Annotated in this window: 25 protein-coding genes, 1 pseudogene and 1 other annotated feature; of the genes and pseudogenes, 13 read left to right on the top strand and 13 right to left on the bottom strand. The window is 36.0% G+C overall.

What is annotated here, in order from left to right; all coding sequences use genetic code 11:
- Window positions 1-10: 10 nt before the first annotated feature.
- Both DN410_RS21670 and DN410_RS21665 read right to left on the bottom strand, forming a co-directional pair.
- Window positions 11-208, bottom strand: a complete 198-nt coding sequence (locus DN410_RS21670) for a hypothetical protein (protein ID WP_149178013.1) — start codon at window positions 206-208, stop codon at window positions 11-13.
- Window positions 205-450: a hypothetical protein gene (locus tag DN410_RS21665; RefSeq protein ID WP_149178012.1), complete on the bottom strand. Its 246-nt coding sequence runs from the start codon at window positions 448-450 to the stop codon at window positions 205-207. Before DN410_RS21665 ends, DN410_RS21670 begins: the two co-directional genes overlap by 4 nt.
- Before the next feature lie 256 nt (window positions 451-706).
- On the opposite strand from DN410_RS21665, the gene DN410_RS21660 reads away from it, so the two are divergent.
- From DN410_RS21660 to DN410_RS21650, 3 genes are all read left to right on the top strand, one after another.
- Window positions 707-1,624 carry a hypothetical protein gene (locus tag DN410_RS21660; RefSeq protein ID WP_149178011.1) on the top strand — a complete coding sequence of 306 codons (918 nt, stop codon included), beginning with the start codon at window positions 707-709 and terminating at the stop codon, window positions 1,622-1,624.
- A gap of 269 nt (window positions 1,625-1,893) precedes the next feature.
- Window positions 1,894-3,396 (top strand): T7SS effector LXG polymorphic toxin, encoded by a 1,503-nt coding sequence (locus DN410_RS21655; RefSeq protein ID WP_149178010.1) that lies wholly within the window; start codon window positions 1,894-1,896, stop codon window positions 3,394-3,396.
- Between the two features lie 5 nt (window positions 3,397-3,401).
- A complete protein-coding gene (locus DN410_RS21650; protein WP_149178009.1) occupies window positions 3,402-3,824 on the top strand; it encodes an immunity 70 family protein in 423 nt (140 codons plus the stop codon).
- A gap of 313 nt (window positions 3,825-4,137) precedes the next feature.
- Here DN410_RS21650 and DN410_RS21645 read toward each other — a convergent pair whose 3' ends face one another.
- Window positions 4,138-4,521 (bottom strand): hypothetical protein, encoded by a 384-nt coding sequence (locus DN410_RS21645; RefSeq protein WP_255446789.1) that lies wholly within the window; start codon window positions 4,519-4,521, stop codon window positions 4,138-4,140.
- An 83-nt stretch (window positions 4,522-4,604) separates the two neighbouring features.
- Between DN410_RS21645 and DN410_RS21640 the strand changes: the two genes are divergently transcribed.
- Entirely contained in the window at window positions 4,605-4,775 is a 171-nt protein-coding gene (locus tag DN410_RS21640; RefSeq protein WP_255446788.1) for a hypothetical protein, read from the top strand.
- A 56-nt stretch (window positions 4,776-4,831) separates the two neighbouring features.
- Window positions 4,832-5,320, top strand: a pseudogene (locus DN410_RS21635) (tyrosine-type recombinase/integrase); the annotation flags it as partial.
- Window positions 5,321-5,397: 77 nt separating this feature from the next.
- Here the strand turns inward: DN410_RS21635 and DN410_RS21630 are convergent.
- A complete protein-coding gene (locus DN410_RS21630) occupies window positions 5,398-5,526 on the bottom strand; it encodes a hypothetical protein (RefSeq protein ID WP_000050940.1) in 129 nt (42 codons plus the stop codon).
- 150 nt (window positions 5,527-5,676) lie between these two features.
- Here DN410_RS21630 and DN410_RS21625 point away from each other — a divergent pair, with 150 nt between their 5' ends.
- Window positions 5,677-5,979, top strand: a complete 303-nt coding sequence (locus DN410_RS21625; RefSeq protein WP_149178008.1) for a YjdJ family protein — start codon at window positions 5,677-5,679, stop codon at window positions 5,977-5,979.
- Window positions 5,980-6,056: 77 nt separating this feature from the next.
- Here DN410_RS21625 and tyrS read toward each other — a convergent pair whose 3' ends face one another.
- From tyrS to acsA, 6 genes are all read right to left on the bottom strand, one after another.
- Window positions 6,057-7,313, bottom strand: coding sequence for a tyrosine--tRNA ligase (gene tyrS, locus DN410_RS21620; RefSeq protein WP_000512081.1), 1,257 nt, complete (start codon window positions 7,311-7,313; stop codon window positions 6,057-6,059).
- A 70-nt stretch (window positions 7,314-7,383) separates the two neighbouring features.
- Window positions 7,384-7,611: a binding site (T-box leader), on the bottom strand.
- 77 nt (window positions 7,612-7,688) lie between these two features.
- Window positions 7,689-7,934: a hypothetical protein gene (locus DN410_RS21615; RefSeq protein WP_149178007.1), complete on the bottom strand. Its 246-nt coding sequence runs from the start codon at window positions 7,932-7,934 to the stop codon at window positions 7,689-7,691.
- Window positions 7,915-8,460, bottom strand: a complete 546-nt coding sequence (locus DN410_RS21610) for an RNA polymerase sigma factor (RefSeq protein ID WP_149178006.1) — start codon at window positions 8,458-8,460, stop codon at window positions 7,915-7,917. Before DN410_RS21610 ends, DN410_RS21615 begins: the two co-directional genes overlap by 20 nt.
- Window positions 8,441-8,896 (bottom strand): hypothetical protein, encoded by a 456-nt coding sequence (locus DN410_RS21605; RefSeq protein ID WP_149178005.1) that lies wholly within the window; start codon window positions 8,894-8,896, stop codon window positions 8,441-8,443. The genes DN410_RS21610 and DN410_RS21605 overlap by 20 nt, the downstream gene beginning before the upstream one ends.
- Before the next feature lie 93 nt (window positions 8,897-8,989).
- Window positions 8,990-9,538: a GNAT family N-acetyltransferase gene (locus DN410_RS21600; protein ID WP_149178004.1), complete on the bottom strand. Its 549-nt coding sequence runs from the start codon at window positions 9,536-9,538 to the stop codon at window positions 8,990-8,992.
- Window positions 9,539-9,605: 67 nt separating this feature from the next.
- Window positions 9,606-11,324, bottom strand: coding sequence for an acetate--CoA ligase (gene acsA / locus DN410_RS21595; protein ID WP_149178003.1), 1,719 nt, complete (start codon window positions 11,322-11,324; stop codon window positions 9,606-9,608).
- A gap of 176 nt (window positions 11,325-11,500) precedes the next feature.
- Here acsA and acuA point away from each other — a divergent pair, with 176 nt between their 5' ends.
- The 4 genes from acuA to DN410_RS21575 all read left to right on the top strand — a co-directional run bounded on the left by acuA (window position 11,501) and on the right by DN410_RS21575 (window position 14,996).
- On the top strand, window positions 11,501-12,133 hold the full coding sequence (gene acuA, locus DN410_RS21590) for an acetoin utilization protein acetyltransferase AcuA (RefSeq protein WP_000581396.1): 633 nt from the start codon (window positions 11,501-11,503) through the stop codon (window positions 12,131-12,133).
- 17 nt (window positions 12,134-12,150) lie between these two features.
- A complete protein-coding gene (locus DN410_RS21585) occupies window positions 12,151-12,795 on the top strand; it encodes an acetoin utilization AcuB family protein (protein ID WP_000634570.1) in 645 nt (214 codons plus the stop codon).
- Window positions 12,792-13,958 carry an acetoin utilization protein AcuC gene (gene acuC, locus DN410_RS21580; protein WP_149178002.1) on the top strand — a complete coding sequence of 389 codons (1,167 nt, stop codon included), beginning with the start codon at window positions 12,792-12,794 and terminating at the stop codon, window positions 13,956-13,958. The genes DN410_RS21585 and acuC overlap by 4 nt, the downstream gene beginning before the upstream one ends.
- 162 nt (window positions 13,959-14,120) lie before the next feature.
- On the top strand, window positions 14,121-14,996 hold the full coding sequence (locus tag DN410_RS21575; RefSeq protein WP_149178001.1) for an alpha/beta fold hydrolase: 876 nt from the start codon (window positions 14,121-14,123) through the stop codon (window positions 14,994-14,996).
- Window positions 14,997-15,152: 156 nt separating this feature from the next.
- On the opposite strand, the gene DN410_RS21570 is transcribed toward DN410_RS21575, so the two are convergent.
- Window positions 15,153-15,842 carry a response regulator transcription factor gene (locus DN410_RS21570; protein WP_149178000.1) on the bottom strand — a complete coding sequence of 230 codons (690 nt, stop codon included), beginning with the start codon at window positions 15,840-15,842 and terminating at the stop codon, window positions 15,153-15,155.
- 1 nt (window position 15,843) lies between these two features.
- Window positions 15,844-17,298 carry a sensor histidine kinase gene (locus DN410_RS21565; protein ID WP_149177999.1) on the bottom strand — a complete coding sequence of 485 codons (1,455 nt, stop codon included), beginning with the start codon at window positions 17,296-17,298 and terminating at the stop codon, window positions 15,844-15,846.
- A 148-nt stretch (window positions 17,299-17,446) separates the two neighbouring features.
- On the opposite strand from DN410_RS21565, the gene DN410_RS21560 reads away from it, so the two are divergent.
- The 3 genes from DN410_RS21560 (at window position 17,447) to mscL (ending at window position 19,660) form a co-directional block, all read left to right on the top strand.
- Window positions 17,447-18,127 carry an ankyrin repeat domain-containing protein gene (locus tag DN410_RS21560; RefSeq protein WP_149177998.1) on the top strand — a complete coding sequence of 227 codons (681 nt, stop codon included), beginning with the start codon at window positions 17,447-17,449 and terminating at the stop codon, window positions 18,125-18,127.
- 79 nt (window positions 18,128-18,206) lie between these two features.
- Window positions 18,207-19,133, top strand: coding sequence for a Gfo/Idh/MocA family protein (locus tag DN410_RS21555; protein WP_149177997.1), 927 nt, complete (start codon window positions 18,207-18,209; stop codon window positions 19,131-19,133).
- 128 nt (window positions 19,134-19,261) lie between these two features.
- Complete coding sequence (gene mscL, locus DN410_RS21550; protein ID WP_149177996.1) at window positions 19,262-19,660, top strand: large-conductance mechanosensitive channel protein MscL; 399 nt, start codon at window positions 19,262-19,264, stop codon at window positions 19,658-19,660.
- A 48-nt stretch (window positions 19,661-19,708) separates the two neighbouring features.
- Here the strand turns inward: mscL and DN410_RS21545 are convergent, their stop codons facing one another.
- Window positions 19,709-19,981 (bottom strand): DUF3917 domain-containing protein, encoded by a 273-nt coding sequence (locus tag DN410_RS21545; RefSeq protein WP_000636589.1) that lies wholly within the window; start codon window positions 19,979-19,981, stop codon window positions 19,709-19,711.
- Between the last annotated feature and the right edge of the window lie 247 nt (window positions 19,982-20,228).

Here is a 20,228-nt window from a genome sequence, read left to right as displayed (position 1 = left end):
TTAAATTATATCAACTATTAAGCTTTATTTCTTCACCTTCTTTATCCCCTTTCTTTTCAACTTCCTCTTCAACCTTACGAGCAGCTAATACACGAGGAACCATTGTTTTCATTAAAAATTCAACCATTTTCAACTTTGTTTCTTCACTTGGTGGATTATCCAATACCGTTCGTTCTCTTCTTTCCTCAAGATCCTCCCTTTCATTCATGACTTTTTACCTCTTTTCTTTTTATTTCCTTTGTAAGTTAATATGGTGCATAACTTACCATCTTTCAGAACAACTTTTCTATCATAATCTGCTAGAATTTCTTCACGATTAATTCTTTCTATTTTTTCACCAATTCCCCAATATCCAGCACGAAGTAGAAACTCAGAATACCCTTCTGGAATAGGCAATTCATAGCCATCTAAGGTAATTCTAGTTACCTCAATACCTTCTCTAATAATCATCGACTCACCCTTTCAGTTTGAATATGGATAAGTTCGTTTTAATTTACATTAATACCTTTTTCAATCAAATAAAAAAGAACCTACTCATAGCTAAGTAAATTCTCCATCCATTTCTTAATAAATTATCTTCAAATATTAAGCACTTTTCGTTCTTCCATGGAAAAACTTAACCGCTTCAAATATCAATAATGGTAAAATATCCTATATAACTATATTTTATTATGACAGTAAACTTTATTTATTAGGAGGCGAAAGAATGGCAGTAACAATGAAAGAAGCTTACTCGACGATTTTGAACGAAAAGATTTCAGCCCAAGAAATAGATAAACCTGTAAATAAGCATTTAAAACAAGGATTAGAATGTGTGGATTGCAGAATACCTATAGCGCATCGTACAAGACACATGAGAAATGAAACAGAAATTCCATCACTTTTTTATCGAAAAGGCAGTATAAATCATGAGGAATTCTGTTCATACAATACACTCGGTCAGATTAAAGTAATAGCACGTGACTCTGATGATGATATTTTAAAAAGCGTAGAAGGTAAAACTTTTTCATTTCGCTTAACAATGATCCATGAACCTTTAGAAACATTAAAGAATCAAGAGAGAAAACAAGAGAATAATCAAAAAAAAGAACTAAACAAAAAAAATAGAACTTATCATTCTAACGGAAATTTAAACTCTTACTTATCAACCATGAAAAAAGTAATCGAGCTGCGGAATGTTCTAGAAAACCGGAATGAGCTACACTCTATTATAGAAATTGAAATGCACGGAAAAAAAATGAATTGGAGTGATTTTTATTATGAACCTGACCGTTATATACAATCGTGCAATTACGTCAAACAACTAAAATGGGAAAACAGACATCCCATTTGTATAGAAGGCATTGTAGACAGCGTGCGATATATAGAAATGTCAGGGAAATATGCTATAAACCTTCGTTGGGGAAAAAAAGGAATTAGCAGTAATGGTATAGAGCAAATTCCTTCACCATCTATTTACTTCGATTCTGAAACACTTTCGCCAGAAGATATAAAGCCGGGACAGCATATCGCTGTATGCGCAGTATGTACATATCGGATTTCAGGCGGGAAAATTAGACAATTCATGAATACAATTGCCCATTTGTATCACAAAAACCAGCTTGTAATTTTATCTGATCAATAAAAGTTCAAACTTTTCACTTCCAACTTTCAAACTCACATTCCATAATAAAAAATGTGAGTTTGAATTTTTTAATGTCTCCCCTATCATTTGAAATATGGGTAAGTTCGCTTTGAGATATGTTAATACCTTTATTTCATATGTTAGCTAAATAATATATGAAATAACTTAATGGACAAGTTCTATTTTGACCGTGAATTTATGGAAATATAAGTTTTACAATTATCTCCTTAAATTGGTATGATTTACTTATTAAAAAGGAGGGGAGATCTTTGAGTTTAAATATGTATTTAGGGGAAGTACATACCCAAACACAAAGTATGAATGCTATATGTACCGCTACCATTCAAGGTATGGAACAAGCTATTCAGTCGATTGATGCTTTTACAAGTGATACCGTTCTACAAGGACAAACTTACGATAGTGCAAAAGCATTTTTCGCAGAAACTTTTCGCCCTTTAGCACAAGGAATCATTTACTTATGTGAAGAATTAATCCGTCAGAACGATGCCTTTCCAAGTCAATTTCAATCACAGGTAGCTTCAACTGATGTAATTGAACAAGAAATATTAGAACAAATTCGAGAAATTGATCGAATGATAGCAAGTACGGAAGCAATCAATCAGGCTATGCCAATCCCTGACATGGACACTATGGTAAACCTTTTTGCTGTCATGAAGCGTAAACTACAAGAAAAGTTAGAACATCTATATGAATTTAATCAAACATCTAGCGATAACTATAGTACAGCAATTCAATTAGCCGCTAGTATTGCAACAGGTCTTGCAGAAGTCCAAAGTGGAAAAGGTTTTAGTCCCGCAAGTGGTACATTTAGTACACAAGGATTGAATATGGAATGGACGACTTCTATCCAGGCGATTACAGAAGATAGGAAGCGTCAGGCTGATAATTCAATTGAAGAAGGTGCAATGTGTGGTAAACCAAAATCTGATTTAGAGAAAGCTTGGGATGGTCTTTATGATGGTGCAGGAAAAGGTGTTGGAGATGCTTGGGAAGGATTTAAAGCGTTAGGTGACGGTGAAACATGGTCAGACATGTGGGATGCTATTGTCAATTATGATGAGACTCTTCCTGCTATGTGGAACGCTTTCTCAGATTCTTTTATGAATGACGTTTGGCATGGCGATGTCGAAAGTGGATTCCGCTGGGGTTCTTATTTAGTAACATCAGTCGGTCTAGGGTTACTTGGTGGGAAAGGTCTTGATAAGGCTTCTAAACTTGCTAGAGGAGCAAACATGTACAAAGTAACTGAAGCTTTTCCACCACGTTTACAACCTGCTCTTGCAGGTGGTGGTCTCACTAGTGAAGGAATATTAAGTACACTTCCACCATCAGGACATTGGGGAAATTATTTAAGTGGTTATCTCATGTTTGCTAGGCCATCTTGGAGACAGTCAGAACTTGACGTAGGTAAGGAGTATCCTAATTATGACGATCAAGTTGCTTTTAAAGATAGAGAAGAAGTTTCAAAAGTTACAAAAGGTAGTACAAGACCTGATTTTTACACAAAGGGTCACAGCTTGGAAGTGAAAAATTATGACTTGTCTACTTCATCAAAAAGAAGTAACCTAGTTAGAGTTATTGTTAAACAAGTTAATGATAGGGTTGATAATTTACCTATAGGTACAAAGCAAACTGTCATCATTGATATACGAGGACAAACTGTTCCTGAAGAGGCTTTATTTGATATCGTAAGAAAAATAAGAGAAAAGTCTAAAGAAACACCCGAGGTAATATTTAAGCGAGAGGATTGATATTAATGGCAGTAGGATTTAAAGTAGATATATTTTTCTATGAAACAGGACACCCTGATTTTTTACATAGCTTTTTTTCAACCATGTCATATCATACAGAGTCTGAAGGTTGGGGCACTAAGTACCCACTATTAATGAAGAATTTATATTTCGACAAGTTACGTTGGGAGGACACAGAAGAAGCACTTCAAAATGTAGAAGAGATAAGAACAATTTTAAGTGAATTACCTCCTGCAGAAGTCATTTGGGATATTGAGCACACGGAAAAACAGCCACCTTGGGGAAATAAAATCCCTAATAAAATAACTAGTTTAGCCAATTACCATGCTACTCCAACAGGTACAACTTTTTTAGATTTACTAAGCAACGCTTTAAACACTGCAAAAAGAAACAAAATTGATATAACAATTTCAAATCTAGGAAAATAAATCCTGCTAGATATCTTATGGTTTCATTTGAGTTTTAATCAATTTACGCTTCGAGGCTGAGGTTGAATAAAAACATTTAAGTCACACTCATATGAGTTGTGGCTTTTATTATGTAATAATTTATAGAATTTCGTAGACATTTCACACCCCCCCTTTGTTTTTTTAATGTTGTCTAACGATAGAAATGCCCCCTACGCTACCTATCCTCCCCAGAGGACAAATTTTAATTTTTGGTAGGGGGGCTTATCCAAAAAAATAAAAAAGAACACCGAATGAAATATATACCCATTCAGTGTTTCTTTTATTATTTATATTATACTGTTCTATTCGATTTATTATTTCTTTTCAGTGCTAACACAACATTAGATCTATCATTCCTAAAGTTAGCCAGTGTACCTTCTTCTAAACCAGTCAATGCTTCAAACATATCTTCACGTAGGCTTAATTGGTACTCACTTGAAAGTTCTTCTAAAATGCTATTACCATCAAAAACATCATTTTCAAGCAATGCAAGAATTGATTTTTTAATTAAAACTGGACTTGTAGGCTTAGATTGTCCGTCTAATGGTTCTTTTTTTCTCCAACCATTTTTACTCATTTGTCTTTGCAGATATGAATATTGATTGAAAGTGATTACCCCTAAATTATATGCTCTTCTAACCATTACTCCCACAGAAACATGCCACTTCTTCTTCATAAAGACATAATGGTCTAGATCAATCGGAAACATACTAACATCTCTAATAAAAGGTTCTTTAGATTGTAGATAAAGAAAACAAAGTGAACATTGAAGTATATAAGGAAAACGGCTTAACCCTTAATGAACAAGATACTCGCGAGTTAACTGCCATGATAAATGGGTTTCTCTATGGGAAAAAATTTGTATCTAAAGAAGATGAAGAAAATACAGCTTTCGAAGATGCTTATAATGATGAAGATAAAAATTATTAATAACTAAAAGTCTATCCCCGATAGCGTTTGCCCACGCACGAAAGGGAAGATACATGATGAAGTTATATAAAACAAAGAAAGCCCCTGAATTATACTATTATTTCAATACTAAAGGTGTAAAACTATGGTGTTTTTGGCATAGATATTATGATTCATTAGGAAAAAGGCGAGAAAAATATAAACAAGGGTATAAATCAGAAAACGAGGCTTATCGAGATCTACTTGAAGTGAAGACCAGTATCTTAAATGGCGAGGTTAAACAGGTTAAAAACTCTAATTTAACTATTTCAGAATGGTTAGATATATGGTACGAAACTCATAAAAACGAATGGAAAATCTCTTCATGTTCACAACGAGAAAATGCTATTAAGTATCAAATGAAGCCACTGCTCGGTAAATATAAATTAGCTGAATTAGATAAATCAACTTACAAGCGTGTTTATATTAATGAACTATTAAAGAAATATAAACCTAGTACCGTTCAACTTTTCCACAGACTTTTTAAAATTGCAATCAATGCAGCTGTGGATGATGAACTTATTCCTCTTTATTCATAATGTAAAAAGCTACCGAAGAAACCAAAACAGTTACTTCGAGTAGCTTTTATTTATATATATTAAAGTTATTTATTTTCCTCTTTCTGAACATATACATAAGCATCTTTCTGCTCTTTATGTATATCCACCTTCGAATTCTCTGCAAGCTGACCCGCATTTAGCAAAGAAAAAATAATGAGCGCTTCTAGTGACATTTCGTTTTACCACTCCTTTCTATTTGTTATACGTTTATCATACCGCTTACATGTGATTTCCGTATGAACTCGAAAAGGAGATTACAACAAAAAGGTTACAGGCATACGAATGCACGCTATAATAACCATAAAATAGGAGGTGGATACTTTTTGACAATAAACCAAATGGTTCAACTCGGAAGTTCATTTATGTTGTTTATTACTTCGGCACTTATAAGTTGGTATCAGGGAAGTAATTTAATAGATTATCCTGATGAATGGAAATATAGCGCTAAGTTTACGAATTACTTTAAAGGCACTGTTTCAAATTACCAAGATATTTATCAAATTGACTTCTTTATATATGCAGCAAAATTTTATCCCGCGGCATTTGTCGTTATGCTCATTAGCTTACTTTATATGCTCGTATTAATTCTTCATATTCTATTTACAAGAACTCGTAAGGTAATCTAAATTCATACATAAAAACCCCGAATCATAAACTTTTCAGCCTACAATTCGGGGTACTATTTGTTTATATTCGTTTCTGATTAGTAACGAATTAAGAAATATTTCTTTTTACCGCGGCGAATGATTGTGAATTTACCTTCGATGCGGTCGTTTTCTGTTACAACATAGTCTAATGCTTGTGTACGCTCACCGTTTACGTAGATTGCGCCGTTCGTTACATCTTCACGTGCTTGACGTTTTGATGGAGAGATTTTGCTTTCTACAAGTAAGTCGATTAATACTGTATCTTCTGCAGTACGTTCTACAGATGGTACGTCTTTGAATCCTTGTTCGATTTCGCTTGCAGTCAGTTCTGCTACAGAACCGCTGAATAGTGCAGCTGAAATTTTAATTGCTTGCTCTAACGCTTCTTCGCCGTGAACAAGTTTTGTCATTTCAGAACCTAATGCTTTTTGTGCTGCACGTTTTTCTGGCGCTTCAGCTACTTGCTTTTCAAGCTCAAGAATTTCTTCATGAGATAAGAATGTGAAGTATTTTAAGTATTTAACAACGTCGCGATCATCAGTGTTAATCCAGAATTGGTAGAACTCGTAAGGAGTTGTTTTTTCTGGGTCTAACCAAATTGCGCCGCCTTCTGTTTTACCAAACTTCGTACCGTCAGATTTAGTAACAAGTGGAATTGTTAAACCGAATGCTTTCGCATCTTCTTCTGATTTACGGATTAATTCAAGACCCGCTGTAATATTACCCCATTGGTCACTACCACCGATTTGCAGGCGGCAATTATGGTGTTGGTATAAGTTTAAGAAGTCGTATGATTGTAAAATCATGTAACTAAACTCAGTAAATGAAATACCAGTCTCTAAACGAGATGCTACTGTATCTTTCGCTAACATATAGTTTAAACCGAAGTTTTTACCGATATCGCGTAAGAATGAAATTACATCTAAGTTACCAAGCCAATCATAGTTATTAGCCATTGTTGCTGGGTTGTCCACGTTTTCGAACTCTAAGAAGTTTGAAAGTTGGTTTTTGATGCTTTCTGTGTAGTAAGCAACTGTATCTTTCGTATTTAATGTACGCTCTGCTTTTTTACCACTTGGGTCACCGATCATACCAGTACCACCGCCAACAAGTGCGATTGGTTGGTGACCAGCTAATTGGAAACGACGTAACATTAATACTGGTAACATATGACCGATGTGTAAGCTATCCGCTGTCGGGTCGAAACCACAGTATAATTTAACGCTTTCTTTTTCTAGTAATTGCTCAAGGCCCTCAGCATCTGTTTGCTGATTAATTAGACCGCGAAATTCAAGATCTTGTAAAATACCCATATCCTACATACTCTCCTTTAAGTTCATTACTGGCGTGAAGGTTGAAAACATAAAAAAATCGCCCCTTCAAATAAGGGACGATTTTGATTATCGCGTTACCACCCTAGTTGCAGGCAAAAAAGCCTACCACCTTATTTACATAACGGCTTAGTACCGTCTTTTCCCTTTTGAATACAATTCAATCGAAAAAAGATGCTCTAGGGGCGTAATTCGCGATCATCTATGTGCTGATTTCCACCGACCATCAACTCTCTAAAACAGGGAAATGATCACTACTTCTCCCTTTCCACGCTCAATTATTCATATACTTTTCTTTATACCATCATTTATATAGGCGTGTCAAATAAGGGCCGGATTTCTCTGCTTACCAATCCTTTACAACGTCGCAAAGAATATCGTAATGAGAGAAAGAATTGGAACACCGACTAATAGTGAGGTATGAAAAACAATGGATAAATCATTCCCAATCGTCGCCTCCACAGGATCTTTCGCCGGTGAACCAATAAATCCGATTAATCGATCGAAGCGACTTGCCGTTTTTGGAAAATCTGGTATTTCTACATGATCACTATCTAAATGTTGCTGCAATTTATATTCATTCTTAAAGGGATTTTCGCTCAATTTCATCCACCTCCAGCAATTGTTTCAATTTCTTTATTCCGTTATGAAGTCTCGACTTCACCGTTCCGACTGGAATATCTAATACCTCTGCAATTTCTTTTTGCTGCATGTCATGATAATAAGAAAGGATTAAGACCGCTCTTTGCTCTTCGGGAACTTTCAAAATTGCTTCTCTTACTGTGAGCCGATCTTCGTGAGAAAATTCTTTTTCCTGAATCGGCACTAAAAATGGCAAAAGCGTACGCCACTTTTTTCTTCTATTTAATTTATTAATCATAAGACGATAACCAATTTGAAATAAATACGTTTTTATTTTTCCCTTTTCAGATTCATACATATGTTTCTTACGCTCTAGCGTCAAAAACGTATCTTGCACGAGGTCGATACTCAATTGTTCATCTCGATTAAATCGATACAAAAATGTGTATAGCGCTGGTTTGATTAAAACATATAGTTTTTCTCCCGCCTGCTTATCTCCATTTTTGTACGCAAGCATGAGCTCTTCCTCAATCCCAATCTGCGCCATGATTTTTGATCTCCTTTATTCCTTTTAACGTTAACGAAATACGGGAAATTAAATAGCAACTTGCGACAATAACCCACGTTTGTGATTGAAGCGTAAAAAATTGAACATATGGATTTTGTATTGTATGACCACTTAAAACTAAAATATTTAATGCTTGCACACATATGCATGCATACACTGCCAGACAAGCTGAAATCGTATCAAATACATTCCAGCGAAAGTACACTTTTGTTTTTGTAAAATCAATTTTATATCCTTTTTTCCGTACTATATATTTTCGATCAAATGGAATGATGATGGAAAACATAACAATCATCATAACGCCAGCTGTAATCATTGAAACTTTAAATCCGATTGGCATCGGTAATAGCAAACCACAAGAAAATACGACTATAATTCCAATTAAAGCAAAAGTAAGAAGTAACTTATTAGACATAAAAAAGCCTCCCTCATCTATTCTTTCATAAATGTATACAGACGAGGAAGGCGCTTCGTTCAAATATTATTTTATTTTTTCAGCCATAACCTTTTATCCAAACCAGTCCTCTTTAAATAGTACATAATGGTTTTCCAAAAATAGTTCATTGTATTTAAGAAATAAGCGTTTCACTTGTTTCTCTAATTTAAAGCCTATTTGTTCCATAGACCTGCATGAATTGATATTATTATCCCAAGCCTGCGCATGAACCTCATCTACATTTAAAGTTAAAAATATGTAATTATATATTAAGTTTCTCGCTTCTCGATTGACCCCTGTACGCCAATACTTACGCGCAATCCGCTGAGCTTCCGAAGTTACAATTAACTTTTTATTTTCATTCATTATTGGCATAGAAATCCAATAGGTCCCTATCATTTCCTTTGATTTCTTCATTACGATTGCCCAAGCCATAATATCTTTTAAATTTTTATAAGTATGTAACAAGTCCTTAATTTCATTACTATCTTTTGGAGTCACATTCCCTGTCCAATGGTGCATACCTGGATCTTTCATTACCTCATACCACTGTTTGTAATCCTTTTCCGGTTCCACAGAACGTAAGCATATTATGTTTCCTTCTAAAACAGGTATCTTCATCTACATTCCCCCTTTATTATTTATAAAAAGAAAGGTCTGAACGTTGTTTCGTTCAGACCTTTCTCTCTTAATCTTCCATCGTCGATAAGTCACCTGTTGGTAAATTTAACTCCCACGCTTTTAATACGCGGCGCATAATTTTACCACTTCTCGTTTTCGGTAATTTATCTTTAAATTCAATTTGCCTTGGCGCTGCATGAGCTGCTAGGCCTTTCTTTACAAATTGACGAATGTCTTCTTTTAATTCTTCTGATGGCTCGTATCCTGCTCGAAGCGCGATAAATGCTTTAATGATTTCTCCGCGAACCGGATCAGGAATACCAATTACACCAGCCTCTGCAACAGCAGCGTGCTCGATTAATTTACTTTCTACTTCAAACGGTCCAACGCGCTCACCTGACGTCATAATTACATCGTCAATACGTCCTTGGAACCAGAAGTATCCGTCTTCATCCATATAAGCTGAATCACCTGATACGTACCAATCTCCCGGCATGAAGTAAGACTCATATTTTTGCGGATTATTCCAAACCGCACGCATCATAGATGGCCAACCTTTCGCAATTGCTAAGTTCCCCATTGTGTATGGAGGCACTTCATTTCCTTCATTATCAACAATCGCTGCTTTCACACCTGGAATTGGCTTCCCCATTGAACCCGGACGGATTTCCATACAAGGATAGTTACAAATAACTTGTCCACCTGTTTCTGTCATCCACCACGTATCATGAATACGAAGTCCAAATGCGTTCATACCCCAGCGAATTACTTCTGGATTTAATGGCTCACCAACGCTTAACACGTGGCGCACTTGTGATAAATCATATTTTTTAATTGCATCTTGTCCAGCACCCATTAACATACGGAAAGCTGTTGGTGCGCTATACCAAACTGTTACACCGTAATCTTGCAGTGCTTCATACCAAGCTTCTGGACTAAATCGTCCACCTAAAATAACATTTGACGCTCCGACTAACCACGGTGCGAAAATGCCGTAAGCAGTTCCCGTTACCCAGCCTGGGTCAGCAGTACACCAATATACATCATCTTCTTTTAAATCTAATACCCATTTCGCCGTTTGGTAATGCTGAACCATTGCGTTCTGTGCATGTAGAACACCTTTTGGCTTACCAGTAGAACCAGACGTATAATGAAGAATTAAACCGTCTTCACGGCCTAACCATTCGATATGTAATTCTTTTGAAGCTTGTTCAAATAAAGGATTGAACGCTACCGTTTTACCGCCTTCTTCTACATTATCTCCAACAAGGAAGACTGTTTTTAAAGCAGGTAAATCATTTAATGGTACACGCTCTAACAATTCAGGCGTTGTAATTAACACCTTTGCTTCGCTATCTTCTAAACGATCGCGAACTGCACCTTCCATGAACGCTTCAAATAGCGGCCCAACAATTGCCCCTAATTTCACCGCACCTAAAAGTGCAAAATATAATTCTGGAGAACGCGGCATAAAAATAAAAACGCGATCGCCTTTTTCAACATCGCCATAATTTTTCAGGACGTTTCCTGCTTTATTAGAAAAATCCTTCATTTCCTTAAATGTATATTTCTCTTTTCGCGATCCATCTTGATAATAAAGAGCTACTTTATTTTTACGATCGGATTTCGCATGCTTATCAATTGCTTCATACGCCATATTTACTCGGCCTGTCTCATTCCAAGTAAAGTTTTTATTAACCTCTTCCCAGTTAAAATTCGCGTATGCCTCTTCATAATTCGGCAAATTATTTTTTCCTTTAATGACTGGAAGCGTTTCTACTTTCATACTTTACATCCCCCTCCTATGTATTCTATTATCTATTATAATGATATTATTTAAAATTTTCAGTATATTTGTTGATTTTTAGACAAATTTTTAATGACAAAATTCGATTCACATCGCATATATTATAAAGTACGATATTAATAGATTCTCAAACCCTCAAGGTGGTGAGCAATACATTGATCCATAAAAAAATATATAATGCTAGAAACTTAAAAACAGCGAAAGGCACTTTAATTATTGAAGGTCCTGTCTCTACACATAACTTAGAAATGTATGAATTTCATCCAGATTTAGTTGCGTTTCGTCCTGCCGAGCAGCAATATAAAGCAATTGTCGAAATTTCTAAATTACCAGAAGCTCGTCTCATTATCGCTAGACATGACCAAACGATTGTTGGATATGTTACATACTTGTATCCTGATCCACTGGAACGATGGTCAGAAGGAAAAATGGAAAACTTAATTGAACTTGGGGCGATTGAAGTTGTCCCAGCCTTCCGTGGTTGCGCTGTCGGAAAGAACTTATTAGAAGTTTCAATGATGGACGATTATATGGAAGATTACATTATATTAACGACTGAATATTATTGGCACTGGGATTTAAAACAAACAGGCTTAAATGTTTGGGAATACCGAAAAGTAATGGAAAAGATGATGAATGCTGGTGGCTTACAATGGATGGCTACAGATGATCCTGAAATTTGTTCCCACCCTGCTAACTGTTTAATGGTCCGCATCGGTAAACGCGTTGATACGGATTCTATTCAAGCATTCGATCGTCTACGTTTTCACAATCGTTTTATGTACTAATAAAGGGGGCAACTGGAATGATTGTAGAAGAAATTATGAATCAAGATGTAGTGACACTCCATCCAAACGATACAATCGAAACAGCAATCCGAACGATACGCACGAAAGGCATTCGACACATTCCAATTGTCGATCAAAATAATCATGTCGTAGGCATTATTTCTGATCGGGATGTAAGAGATGCAAGTCCGTCTATTTTAGATGAACAAGTTTCACTCGATATGCTGCAGCAACCGCTTGAACTAATTATGAAACATCCTGTTATGACTTGCCATCCTCTCGATTTCGTTGAGGAAATTGCTACTTTATTTTTTGAAAATAAAATTGGCTGTCTTCCTGTTACAAAGGCTGGAAAGTTAGTTGGAATTATTTCCGAATCTACTGTACTGCATACGTTAGTGAAATTAACAGGGGCACATCAACCGAGTTCACAAATTGAAATTCAAGTAAAAAACGAACCTGGCATTCTTGGAAAAGTGGTTGCTATTTTTAGCGATTTACAAATAAATATCGTGAGCGTTCTCGTCTACCCAGCAAAAGATGAGAATGATAAAGTACTCGTTTTCCGCATTCAAACGATGAATCCGCTAAAAGTGATTGATGCACTTGAAGCAGAAGGCTACCGCGTATTATGGCCAAACATTATGGGGATGCAAGCATGAGTAGCGCATTTATCTATTCGGATGACTTTCGGGGCTATTCGTTTAGCCCTGATCATCCTTTTAACCAACTGCGCGTCACACTTACGTATGATTTATTACAAAAGGGTGGTTTCATCTCTCCTTCCCAAATCATCTCACCACGGATGGCTACAGATGAAGAGATCGCCTACGTTCATACAGAAGAGTACATAAATGCGGTAAAACGTGCTGGAGAAGGTAAGTTAGAAAAATCAATTGCGATGACGTATGGACTCGGAACAGAAGATACACCGATGTTTCCAAATATGCACGAAGCAAGCGCATTACTCGTTGGCGGTACGTTAACAGCTGTCGATGCTGTTCTTTCCGGGAAAGTAAAACGCGCACTTAACTTAGGCGGTGGCTTACATCACGGCTTTCGCGGCAAGGCATCTGGATTTTGTATTTATAACGATAGCTCTATCGCAATGAAATATATTCAAAAGAAATACGGTTTACGTGTTTTATATATTGATACAGACGCTCATCACGGTGATGGTGTACAATGGTCTTTTTATGACGACCCTAACGTATGCACTATTTCATTACACGAAACTGGGCGTTATTTATTCCCTGGAACTGGTGCTGTAAATGAACGCGGACAAGGTAATGGCTATAGTTATTCTTTTAACGTTCCACTCGATGCTTTTACAGAAGACGAATCGTTTTTAGATTCCTATCGAACTGTCGTAAAAGAAGTTGCCGCATACTTTAAACCGGATATTATTTTAACGCAAAACGGTGCTGACGCACATTATTACGACCCACTTACACACCTTTGCGCAACGATGAATATTTACCGTGAAATACCGAAGCTCGCTCGCGAAATCGCTAACGAATATTGCGAAGGTCGCTGGATTGCTGTCGGCGGCGGTGGCTATGACCACTGGCGCGTCGTCCCAAGAGCTTGGGCACTCATTTGGCTCGAAATGAACAACATCCAAAACATCTCAGGTTATCTCCCTCCAGAATGGATTGACGCTTGGAAAGGACAAGCAGAAACAGAACTTCCCCTCACATGGGAAGATCCAGACAACATGTATCAACCTATCCCCAGAAAACCAGAAATTGAAGAAAAGAATGCATTAACTGTAGCGAAATCCCTCGAAATTATTCGGAATAATATGACAAAATCTTTGTACTAAACGAAAAGGAGGCTCGTTTTTGAATAGCCTCCTTTTATTTATTGTCGGTTTCTGTCGGTGAATCGATATATTTTGATAATCGCTGATATATTTCGAGTTGCGCCGATATATTTTGATAATCGCTGATATATTTTTATTTAATAACAGTTTGACCCAATTTTTATGTGGAAAGGTCGTGAAATTATGTGGACACAACAAATAATCAACACAAAACGCGGCACATTCGAACTCTTCACAAAAGGAGATGGCGAACCACTTTGCATTACACATCACTATTCACAATTTAATGAGACTGGTGATTACTTTGCAGATGTCTTCACTTCTACGCATCTTGTATTCCTCGTTAATTTACGAGACGCTGGTAACTCAGCAAAAGCCAATTTAGAAAAAGAATTAAGTATGATTGAAACCATTCACGACTTAGAAGCGATACGAGCATCTTTACAATTTCCAATATGGCATTTCGCGGGTCATTCAACAGGTGGTATGCTTGGACTTTTATATGCAATTACCTATCCAAATTCCTTACAATCATTAGTCGTGGCCGGAGCTGCAGCAAGTAACTATACGGAAACACCATTTTGTATTTATCACCCAGCACATCCACAGTTTCATTATATGCAACAGCTCATCGAAAACTTAAAAAGCCCTCATCTTACAAATGAAGAGCGGAAAGAACTATCTACTAAGAGAACAAAATTATCATTGTATAAACCAGAAAACTACAACTCTTATTTTGGTAAACCGATCCAAAAAACAATGTCAGCTAGCCGGATGAACGCTTTCGCCAATGAATATCCGTCATTTGATTTAAGAGAGTATTTACCTTCCATTCAAAAAAAGACCCTTATTACATGCGGAAGACATGATGTACAGTGCCCGATTCAATATTCTATCGAGATGCATGAGGGAATACGTAATTCTATTTTTGTGACATTTGAAGAGAGTAATCATTATCCTTTTTTAGAAGAAGCTGCTCAATTTACTTCTACTACTCAAACATTTTATAAATCGTTACGCCAGTACCGTCATTATTAAGGAAATATAAACAAATAAAAGAACACAAGAAATAACCACTAAACCTACATCAAGTAGTACTGACTTTTTATCTCTTTATATCTTAACACGAACTACCTATTTTTCCCTTCTGTTCAAATAACATATAAAAAACCTGCCAATTACTCGGCAGGTACATTACACGTTAAAGCGATAACCAGCTCCCCACACTGTTTCAATATATTGCGGGTGAGCAGGGTCTCTTTCAATTTTTTCACGTAGCTTTCTAATGTGAACAACGACAGTGGCTAAATCACCAGCGGAATCTAATCCCCAGATGCGTTCAAATAACTGTTCTTTATTTAATACTTGGTTTGGATGTGTTACAAAGAATGTTAATAAATCAAATTCCTTCGTTGTAAACGCGACTTCTTCATTGTTTATAAAAACTTTCCTCGCCCTTTGATCAATAGAGATTCCGTGAATATATAACGTATCGCGTTGCTTACTTATATTTCCTGATAATCTTTCATAACGAGAAATATGGGCTTTTACCCTTGCGACTAATTCACTCGGGCTAAACGGTTTCGTTATATAATCATCCGCCCCTAAACCGAGTCCGCGAATTTTATCTATATCTTCTTTTTTTGCTGAAACAAGTAAAATCGGAATATCTTTTATAGCTCGAATTTGCTTACAAATTTCGAATCCATTCATCTTTGGAAGCATAATATCTAAAATAATTAAATCGTAGTCTTCTTTCAGAGCCATTTGTAAACCTGTCTCTCCAGAGTGTTCTACATCAACTTGAAAATCACTAATTTCTAAATAATCTCGCTGTAATTCTGCAATGCTTACTTCGTCTTCTATTAATAAAATCCTTTTCAAATTACTCACCACATTTCTCTACTTTTTCCAATGAGAAGAAAATGCTCGTGCCTTTCCCAAGCTCGCTTTCCGCCCAAATATTCCCGCCATGTTCTTCGATAATTTGCTTCGCTATCGCTAAGCCAAGTCCACTTCCACCTGTACTAGAATTTCGCGATTGCTCTGCACGATAAAAACGTTCAAAAATATAGGGGAGTGTATCCGATTCGATACCTGATCCGTTGTCCATTACTTTTACAATAACTTTATCGTCATCACTCGATACTGTTACAGTAATTTTCTTCTCTTCTTTATCCATGTATTTCACACTATTATGAATTAAATTTGATATCACTCTATTTATCTTTTCGCAATCAGCTGTTACATATAGTAGTGATGCATGTAATTGTAAGTTAACTTCTATACCTTCTTTACTTAAATCCATCTGCATCTCTTCTATTAATTCTTGCATAAACATATTTAACTCAACCGTTTCAAACTGAAATGGAACTCGATTCAAATCGAGCTTCGAAAATAAAAATAGTTCGTCAATGAGTGTATCCATATGTCTTGCTTTCGTGTGGATAGTCGTTAAGTACTTATCCATTTTTTCAGGTGTATTTGCTACCCCGTCTTTTATTCCTTCTACATATCCGATAATAGATGTTATCGGTGTTTTTAAATCATGAGAGATGTTTGAAATGAGCTCTTTTCGATTTTCTTCATACTGTGTTTGCATCTCTATCGACTCTTTTAATTTCTTCCTCATTTCCTCAAACCCTTGATTTAATTGTCCTATTTCATCGTGCGATGTAACTGGTATTTGAAAATCTAAATTTCCTTCTTTAATTTTCTCAGTCGCATCTTTCAATACAAAGATTGGTTTTATCACACTTCTGGAGACGAGATAACTTAATAATCCAATAAGCAAAATGGCTAAAAGTAAAAGCGATATGAACAAAATCGGAAATAATTTCTGTGTAAGATCTACAAATGAACTTTGCTTTTTTAATACAAATATACTCCCTTCTTCTTTCTCAGGAAAATAAAAATCGAATTTTACATATCGATAGAATGTATCGCCTAGTTCTGTTGTACCACGACTATTAATATTTGCTGATTCAAATTTCGGGAGTGCGTCCGTTAAAGCTGAACTCTCAAATACTTTTGAAGCATATGAAATGTTTTCTCCCTTTCTAACAACTATTTTCACATTTTCTTTTTCAATAGATGACACGAACGATTCATCTAACAATTGAGATTGATGCTGTTTGGCGGCTGATTTCAACTCAAGATAGGCATTCTCTTCTTCTGGTGTAAGCGGCTTTTGAATGTAAGAACTTTTATAGAAATTTTTCACTGACTCCAAGTCGCCTGTTATTGAAAAAACAATTAAAAACCCTGCCACTAATATGAGCGTAATAGAAACGAGAATGACAGCAATATAAGAAAATAAAAACCTTGTTTTAATAGACATATGTTAAATCCTCACTTTATCAAACCTTATTATTTAAAGCATAAAAATATATGTTCAAATACTCAAGCGATTTTATAGTAATTTTAGCGTCAGTTTATAAAAATTTAATGTTCTTATTTTACAGTTAAAATTAGGAGGTTGAGATTCCATGTTCAAAAAAACAGTAAGCATGATATGTTGCGTAATTTTTTTGCAAGGATGCTCGCAAGAACAAGAAGTTAAAAAGGAGATGACAAACATGGAGACCGCGCTACTAACAGCTACTGAGAAACAAGAAACGAATACTGTTATATCGTTACTCAAAAAAGGGGCTGACATAAATATAACAGATAATAAAGGACGTACTCCTCTTATGATTGCTACATACAAAAATGATGTAAAAACCGCAAAAGCGCTTATCGATGCTGGGGCCAACGTAAATATCCAAGATGATATAAAAAATAATCCCTTTCTATACGCTGGTGCAGAAGGTTACTTAGACATTTTAAAACTAACAATTGATGCTGGCGCAGATCCATCGCTTACGAATCGATACGGCGGTACAGCTCTTATCCCAGCCTCGGAACATGGCTATATTAATGTTATAAAAGAACTCCTCACTCGAACAAATATTGATGTAAACCATGTCAATAATCTCGGATGGACAGCTTTAATGGAAGCCATCGTACTAAGCAACGGAGATGAAACACAACAACAAGTCATCCGCCTACTCATTGAACACGGTGCAGATATAAACATTCCAGACAATGATGGTGTTACTCCGCTAGAGCACGCTCGCGCTCATAATTTTGAAGAGATAGAGAAAATTTTGCTAAAAGGACATAAGTAAAAAGCTAATTTTTGCCTTCCTCCCCCGCCCTATGCTACATTTAAGCCGTTACATCAATATTGATAGGGTGGGAATACACATGAACAAACCTAAAATCGGGATGATTGGACTTGGAAGTATTGCACAAAAGGCCTATCTCCCAACACTTACAAAAGAAACAGATTGGAATTTTGTAGGGGCGTTTACACCTAACGCGGAGAAAAGGAAACAAGTTTGCCAGCAATACCGCATTCAAGACTTTCATTCTATTGAAACGTTAGCTTCAGAATGCGATGCAATCTTCGTCCATAGTTCAACTGCTACACATTATGAAATCGTTTCTGAACTTCTGAAAAAAGGAATCGACGTTTACGTTGATAAGCCGCTAGCAGCTACAGTGGAACAAGCTGAGAAACTAGTCGATTTGAGCGAAAAATATAACCGAAAGTTAATGGTTGGATTTAATCGCCGCTTCGTTCCTATGTATGTTGCTGCAAAAGAGCAAGCTAATAATATTTCATGGATTCGAATTGAAAAGCACCGCACAAATAAAGTAGGACCAAATACGTACGACTTTACGATGTTAGATGATTACTTACATATTGTAGATACTGCCCGCTGGTTAGCTAATGATAACCTTAACGTCGTTCATAATATGATGCAAATTAATGAAGAGAATGAACTTCTTTATGGACATCATACATATACGACTCCAAGTGGACTATTACTTTCAACAGCAATGCATCGTCATGCAGGTACAAACTTAGAACAAATTGAACTTGTAACGACAGGAAAAATCATTCGTGTAAAAAATATGAATACATTTGAAATTGAGGAGGCAAACTCTGTTTCACAAAGCGGTTCTCCGTCTTGGGAAACGACATTAAAGCAGCGCGGTTTTGAAGATGCTGTTCATCATTTTATTAAATGTGTACATGGAGATACAAAGCCTGTTGTAGATGGATTAGAAGGATTAAAAACGCAACAACTGTTGCAATCTCTACTGGATAATGTAAACAAAAATTAAAACGGATACATTTTTCAGAATTTACTTTCATTCCCATTTCCCCTTTATTTCTCTCGCAAATTTCTATAGAATATGTTGATAGGAATTATAAATTTCATATTGAATCGTGGAAAGGATGGGATTAACACATGTGGAACGAGTTTAAAAAGTTCGCTTTCAAAGGGAATGTCGTTGATTTAGCTGTCGGGGTTGTAATCGGTGCTGCATTCGGTAAAATCGTTAGTTCTTTAGTAAAAGATATTATTACACCATTACTTGGTATGGTATTAGGTGGCGTTGACTTTACAGATTTAAAACTTACATTTGGTAAGTCATCTATTATGTACGGTAACTTCATCCAAACTATTTTTGATTTCTTAATTATTGCAGCGGCTATCTTTATGTTTGTTAAAGTGTTCAACAAACTAACATCTAAAAAAGAAGAAGAAAAGACAGAAGAAATTCCAGAACCAACAAAAGAAGAAGTTCTTCTTGGCGAAATTCGCGACTTATTAAAACAGCAAAACTCTTCTAAAGATAGAGCATAATTGAACGGATAAAAAGGCATGTCCCTCGGGACATGCCTTTTCTATATGCTATAACGTTTCCGAATTCATATGAATAAATAAAATAATACCAGCAACCATGAGTACCATAATGCTACCTGCAAATAGTGTAATACCAATAAACATTAAACTTGTGCTCATATCTACTGATACACTTTCAATAAAAATAGAAATTACATACGTGATAAGGGCAATTCCTGCAAGAATACTTCCTGGAACAAATCGCTTTAAACCATTTTGTTTTAACGTCATATATGCAAAAATAGCAGTCATACAAAGCGTAATTATCCAAAGAACGATCATCTCTTTTCCCCCCTCACAAGCCTTTTCTTTCTATTATACATGACATTGCCCTATAATAGTTAAATTTGCACTTATGTGACATATAACAAGGAACAATACCATTTTGCAGCGAAGTCACCAATAGGTCATATGCTCAGGAGGATTTCAATTGGCAGATGATATTGTAGGATATTTTAAACAAGTAGAGCGATTCAATAGCAAAAACATACTATCCTGAACACGAAAAAAAGCTCACAGCAATCGCTGT

This window comes from Bacillus sp. SH5-2, assembly GCF_008368905.1.
Lineage (GTDB): Bacteria > Bacillota > Bacilli > Bacillales > Bacillaceae_G > Bacillus_A > Bacillus_A luti.
This window is presented reverse-complemented; position numbering and strand designations above follow the sequence as displayed.

Bases quoted from the DNA above. Each gene is read 5' to 3' on its own strand.
- DN410_RS21670 (WP_149178013.1), bottom strand. From the start codon at position 208: ATGAATGAAAGGGAGGATCTTGAGGAAAGAAGAGAACGAACGGTATTG.
- DN410_RS21665 (WP_149178012.1), bottom strand. From the start codon at position 450: ATGATTATTAGAGAAGGTATTGAGGTAACTAGAATTACCTTAGATGGC.
- DN410_RS21660 (WP_149178011.1), top strand. From the start codon at position 707: ATGGCAGTAACAATGAAAGAAGCTTACTCGACGATTTTGAACGAAAAG.
- DN410_RS21650 (WP_149178009.1), top strand. From the start codon at position 3,402: ATGGCAGTAGGATTTAAAGTAGATATATTTTTCTATGAAACAGGACAC.
- DN410_RS21645 (WP_255446789.1), bottom strand. From the start codon at position 4,521: ATGAAGAAGAAGTGGCATGTTTCTGTGGGAGTAATGGTTAGAAGAGCA.
- DN410_RS21630 (WP_000050940.1), bottom strand. From the start codon at position 5,526: ATGTCACTAGAAGCGCTCATTATTTTTTCTTTGCTAAATGCGGGTCAG.
- tyrS (WP_000512081.1), bottom strand. From the start codon at position 7,313: ATGGGTATTTTACAAGATCTTGAATTTCGCGGTCTAATTAATCAGCAA.
- DN410_RS21610 (WP_149178006.1), bottom strand. From the start codon at position 8,460: ATGGCGCAGATTGGGATTGAGGAAGAGCTCATGCTTGCGTACAAAAAT.
- DN410_RS21605 (WP_149178005.1), bottom strand. From the start codon at position 8,896: ATGTCTAATAAGTTACTTCTTACTTTTGCTTTAATTGGAATTATAGTC.
- DN410_RS21600 (WP_149178004.1), bottom strand. From the start codon at position 9,538: ATGAAGATACCTGTTTTAGAAGGAAACATAATATGCTTACGTTCTGTG.
- acsA (WP_149178003.1), bottom strand. From the start codon at position 11,324: ATGAAAGTAGAAACGCTTCCAGTCATTAAAGGAAAAAATAATTTGCCG.
- DN410_RS21585 (WP_000634570.1), top strand. From the start codon at position 12,151: ATGATTGTAGAAGAAATTATGAATCAAGATGTAGTGACACTCCATCCA.
- acuC (WP_149178002.1), top strand. From the start codon at position 12,792: ATGAGTAGCGCATTTATCTATTCGGATGACTTTCGGGGCTATTCGTTT.
- DN410_RS21575 (WP_149178001.1), top strand. From the start codon at position 14,121: ATGTGGAAAGGTCGTGAAATTATGTGGACACAACAAATAATCAACACA.
- DN410_RS21565 (WP_149177999.1), bottom strand. From the start codon at position 17,298: ATGTCTATTAAAACAAGGTTTTTATTTTCTTATATTGCTGTCATTCTC.
- DN410_RS21560 (WP_149177998.1), top strand. From the start codon at position 17,447: ATGTTCAAAAAAACAGTAAGCATGATATGTTGCGTAATTTTTTTGCAA.
- DN410_RS21555 (WP_149177997.1), top strand. From the start codon at position 18,207: ATGAACAAACCTAAAATCGGGATGATTGGACTTGGAAGTATTGCACAA.
- mscL (WP_149177996.1), top strand. From the start codon at position 19,262: ATGTGGAACGAGTTTAAAAAGTTCGCTTTCAAAGGGAATGTCGTTGAT.
- DN410_RS21545 (WP_000636589.1), bottom strand. From the start codon at position 19,981: ATGATCGTTCTTTGGATAATTACGCTTTGTATGACTGCTATTTTTGCA.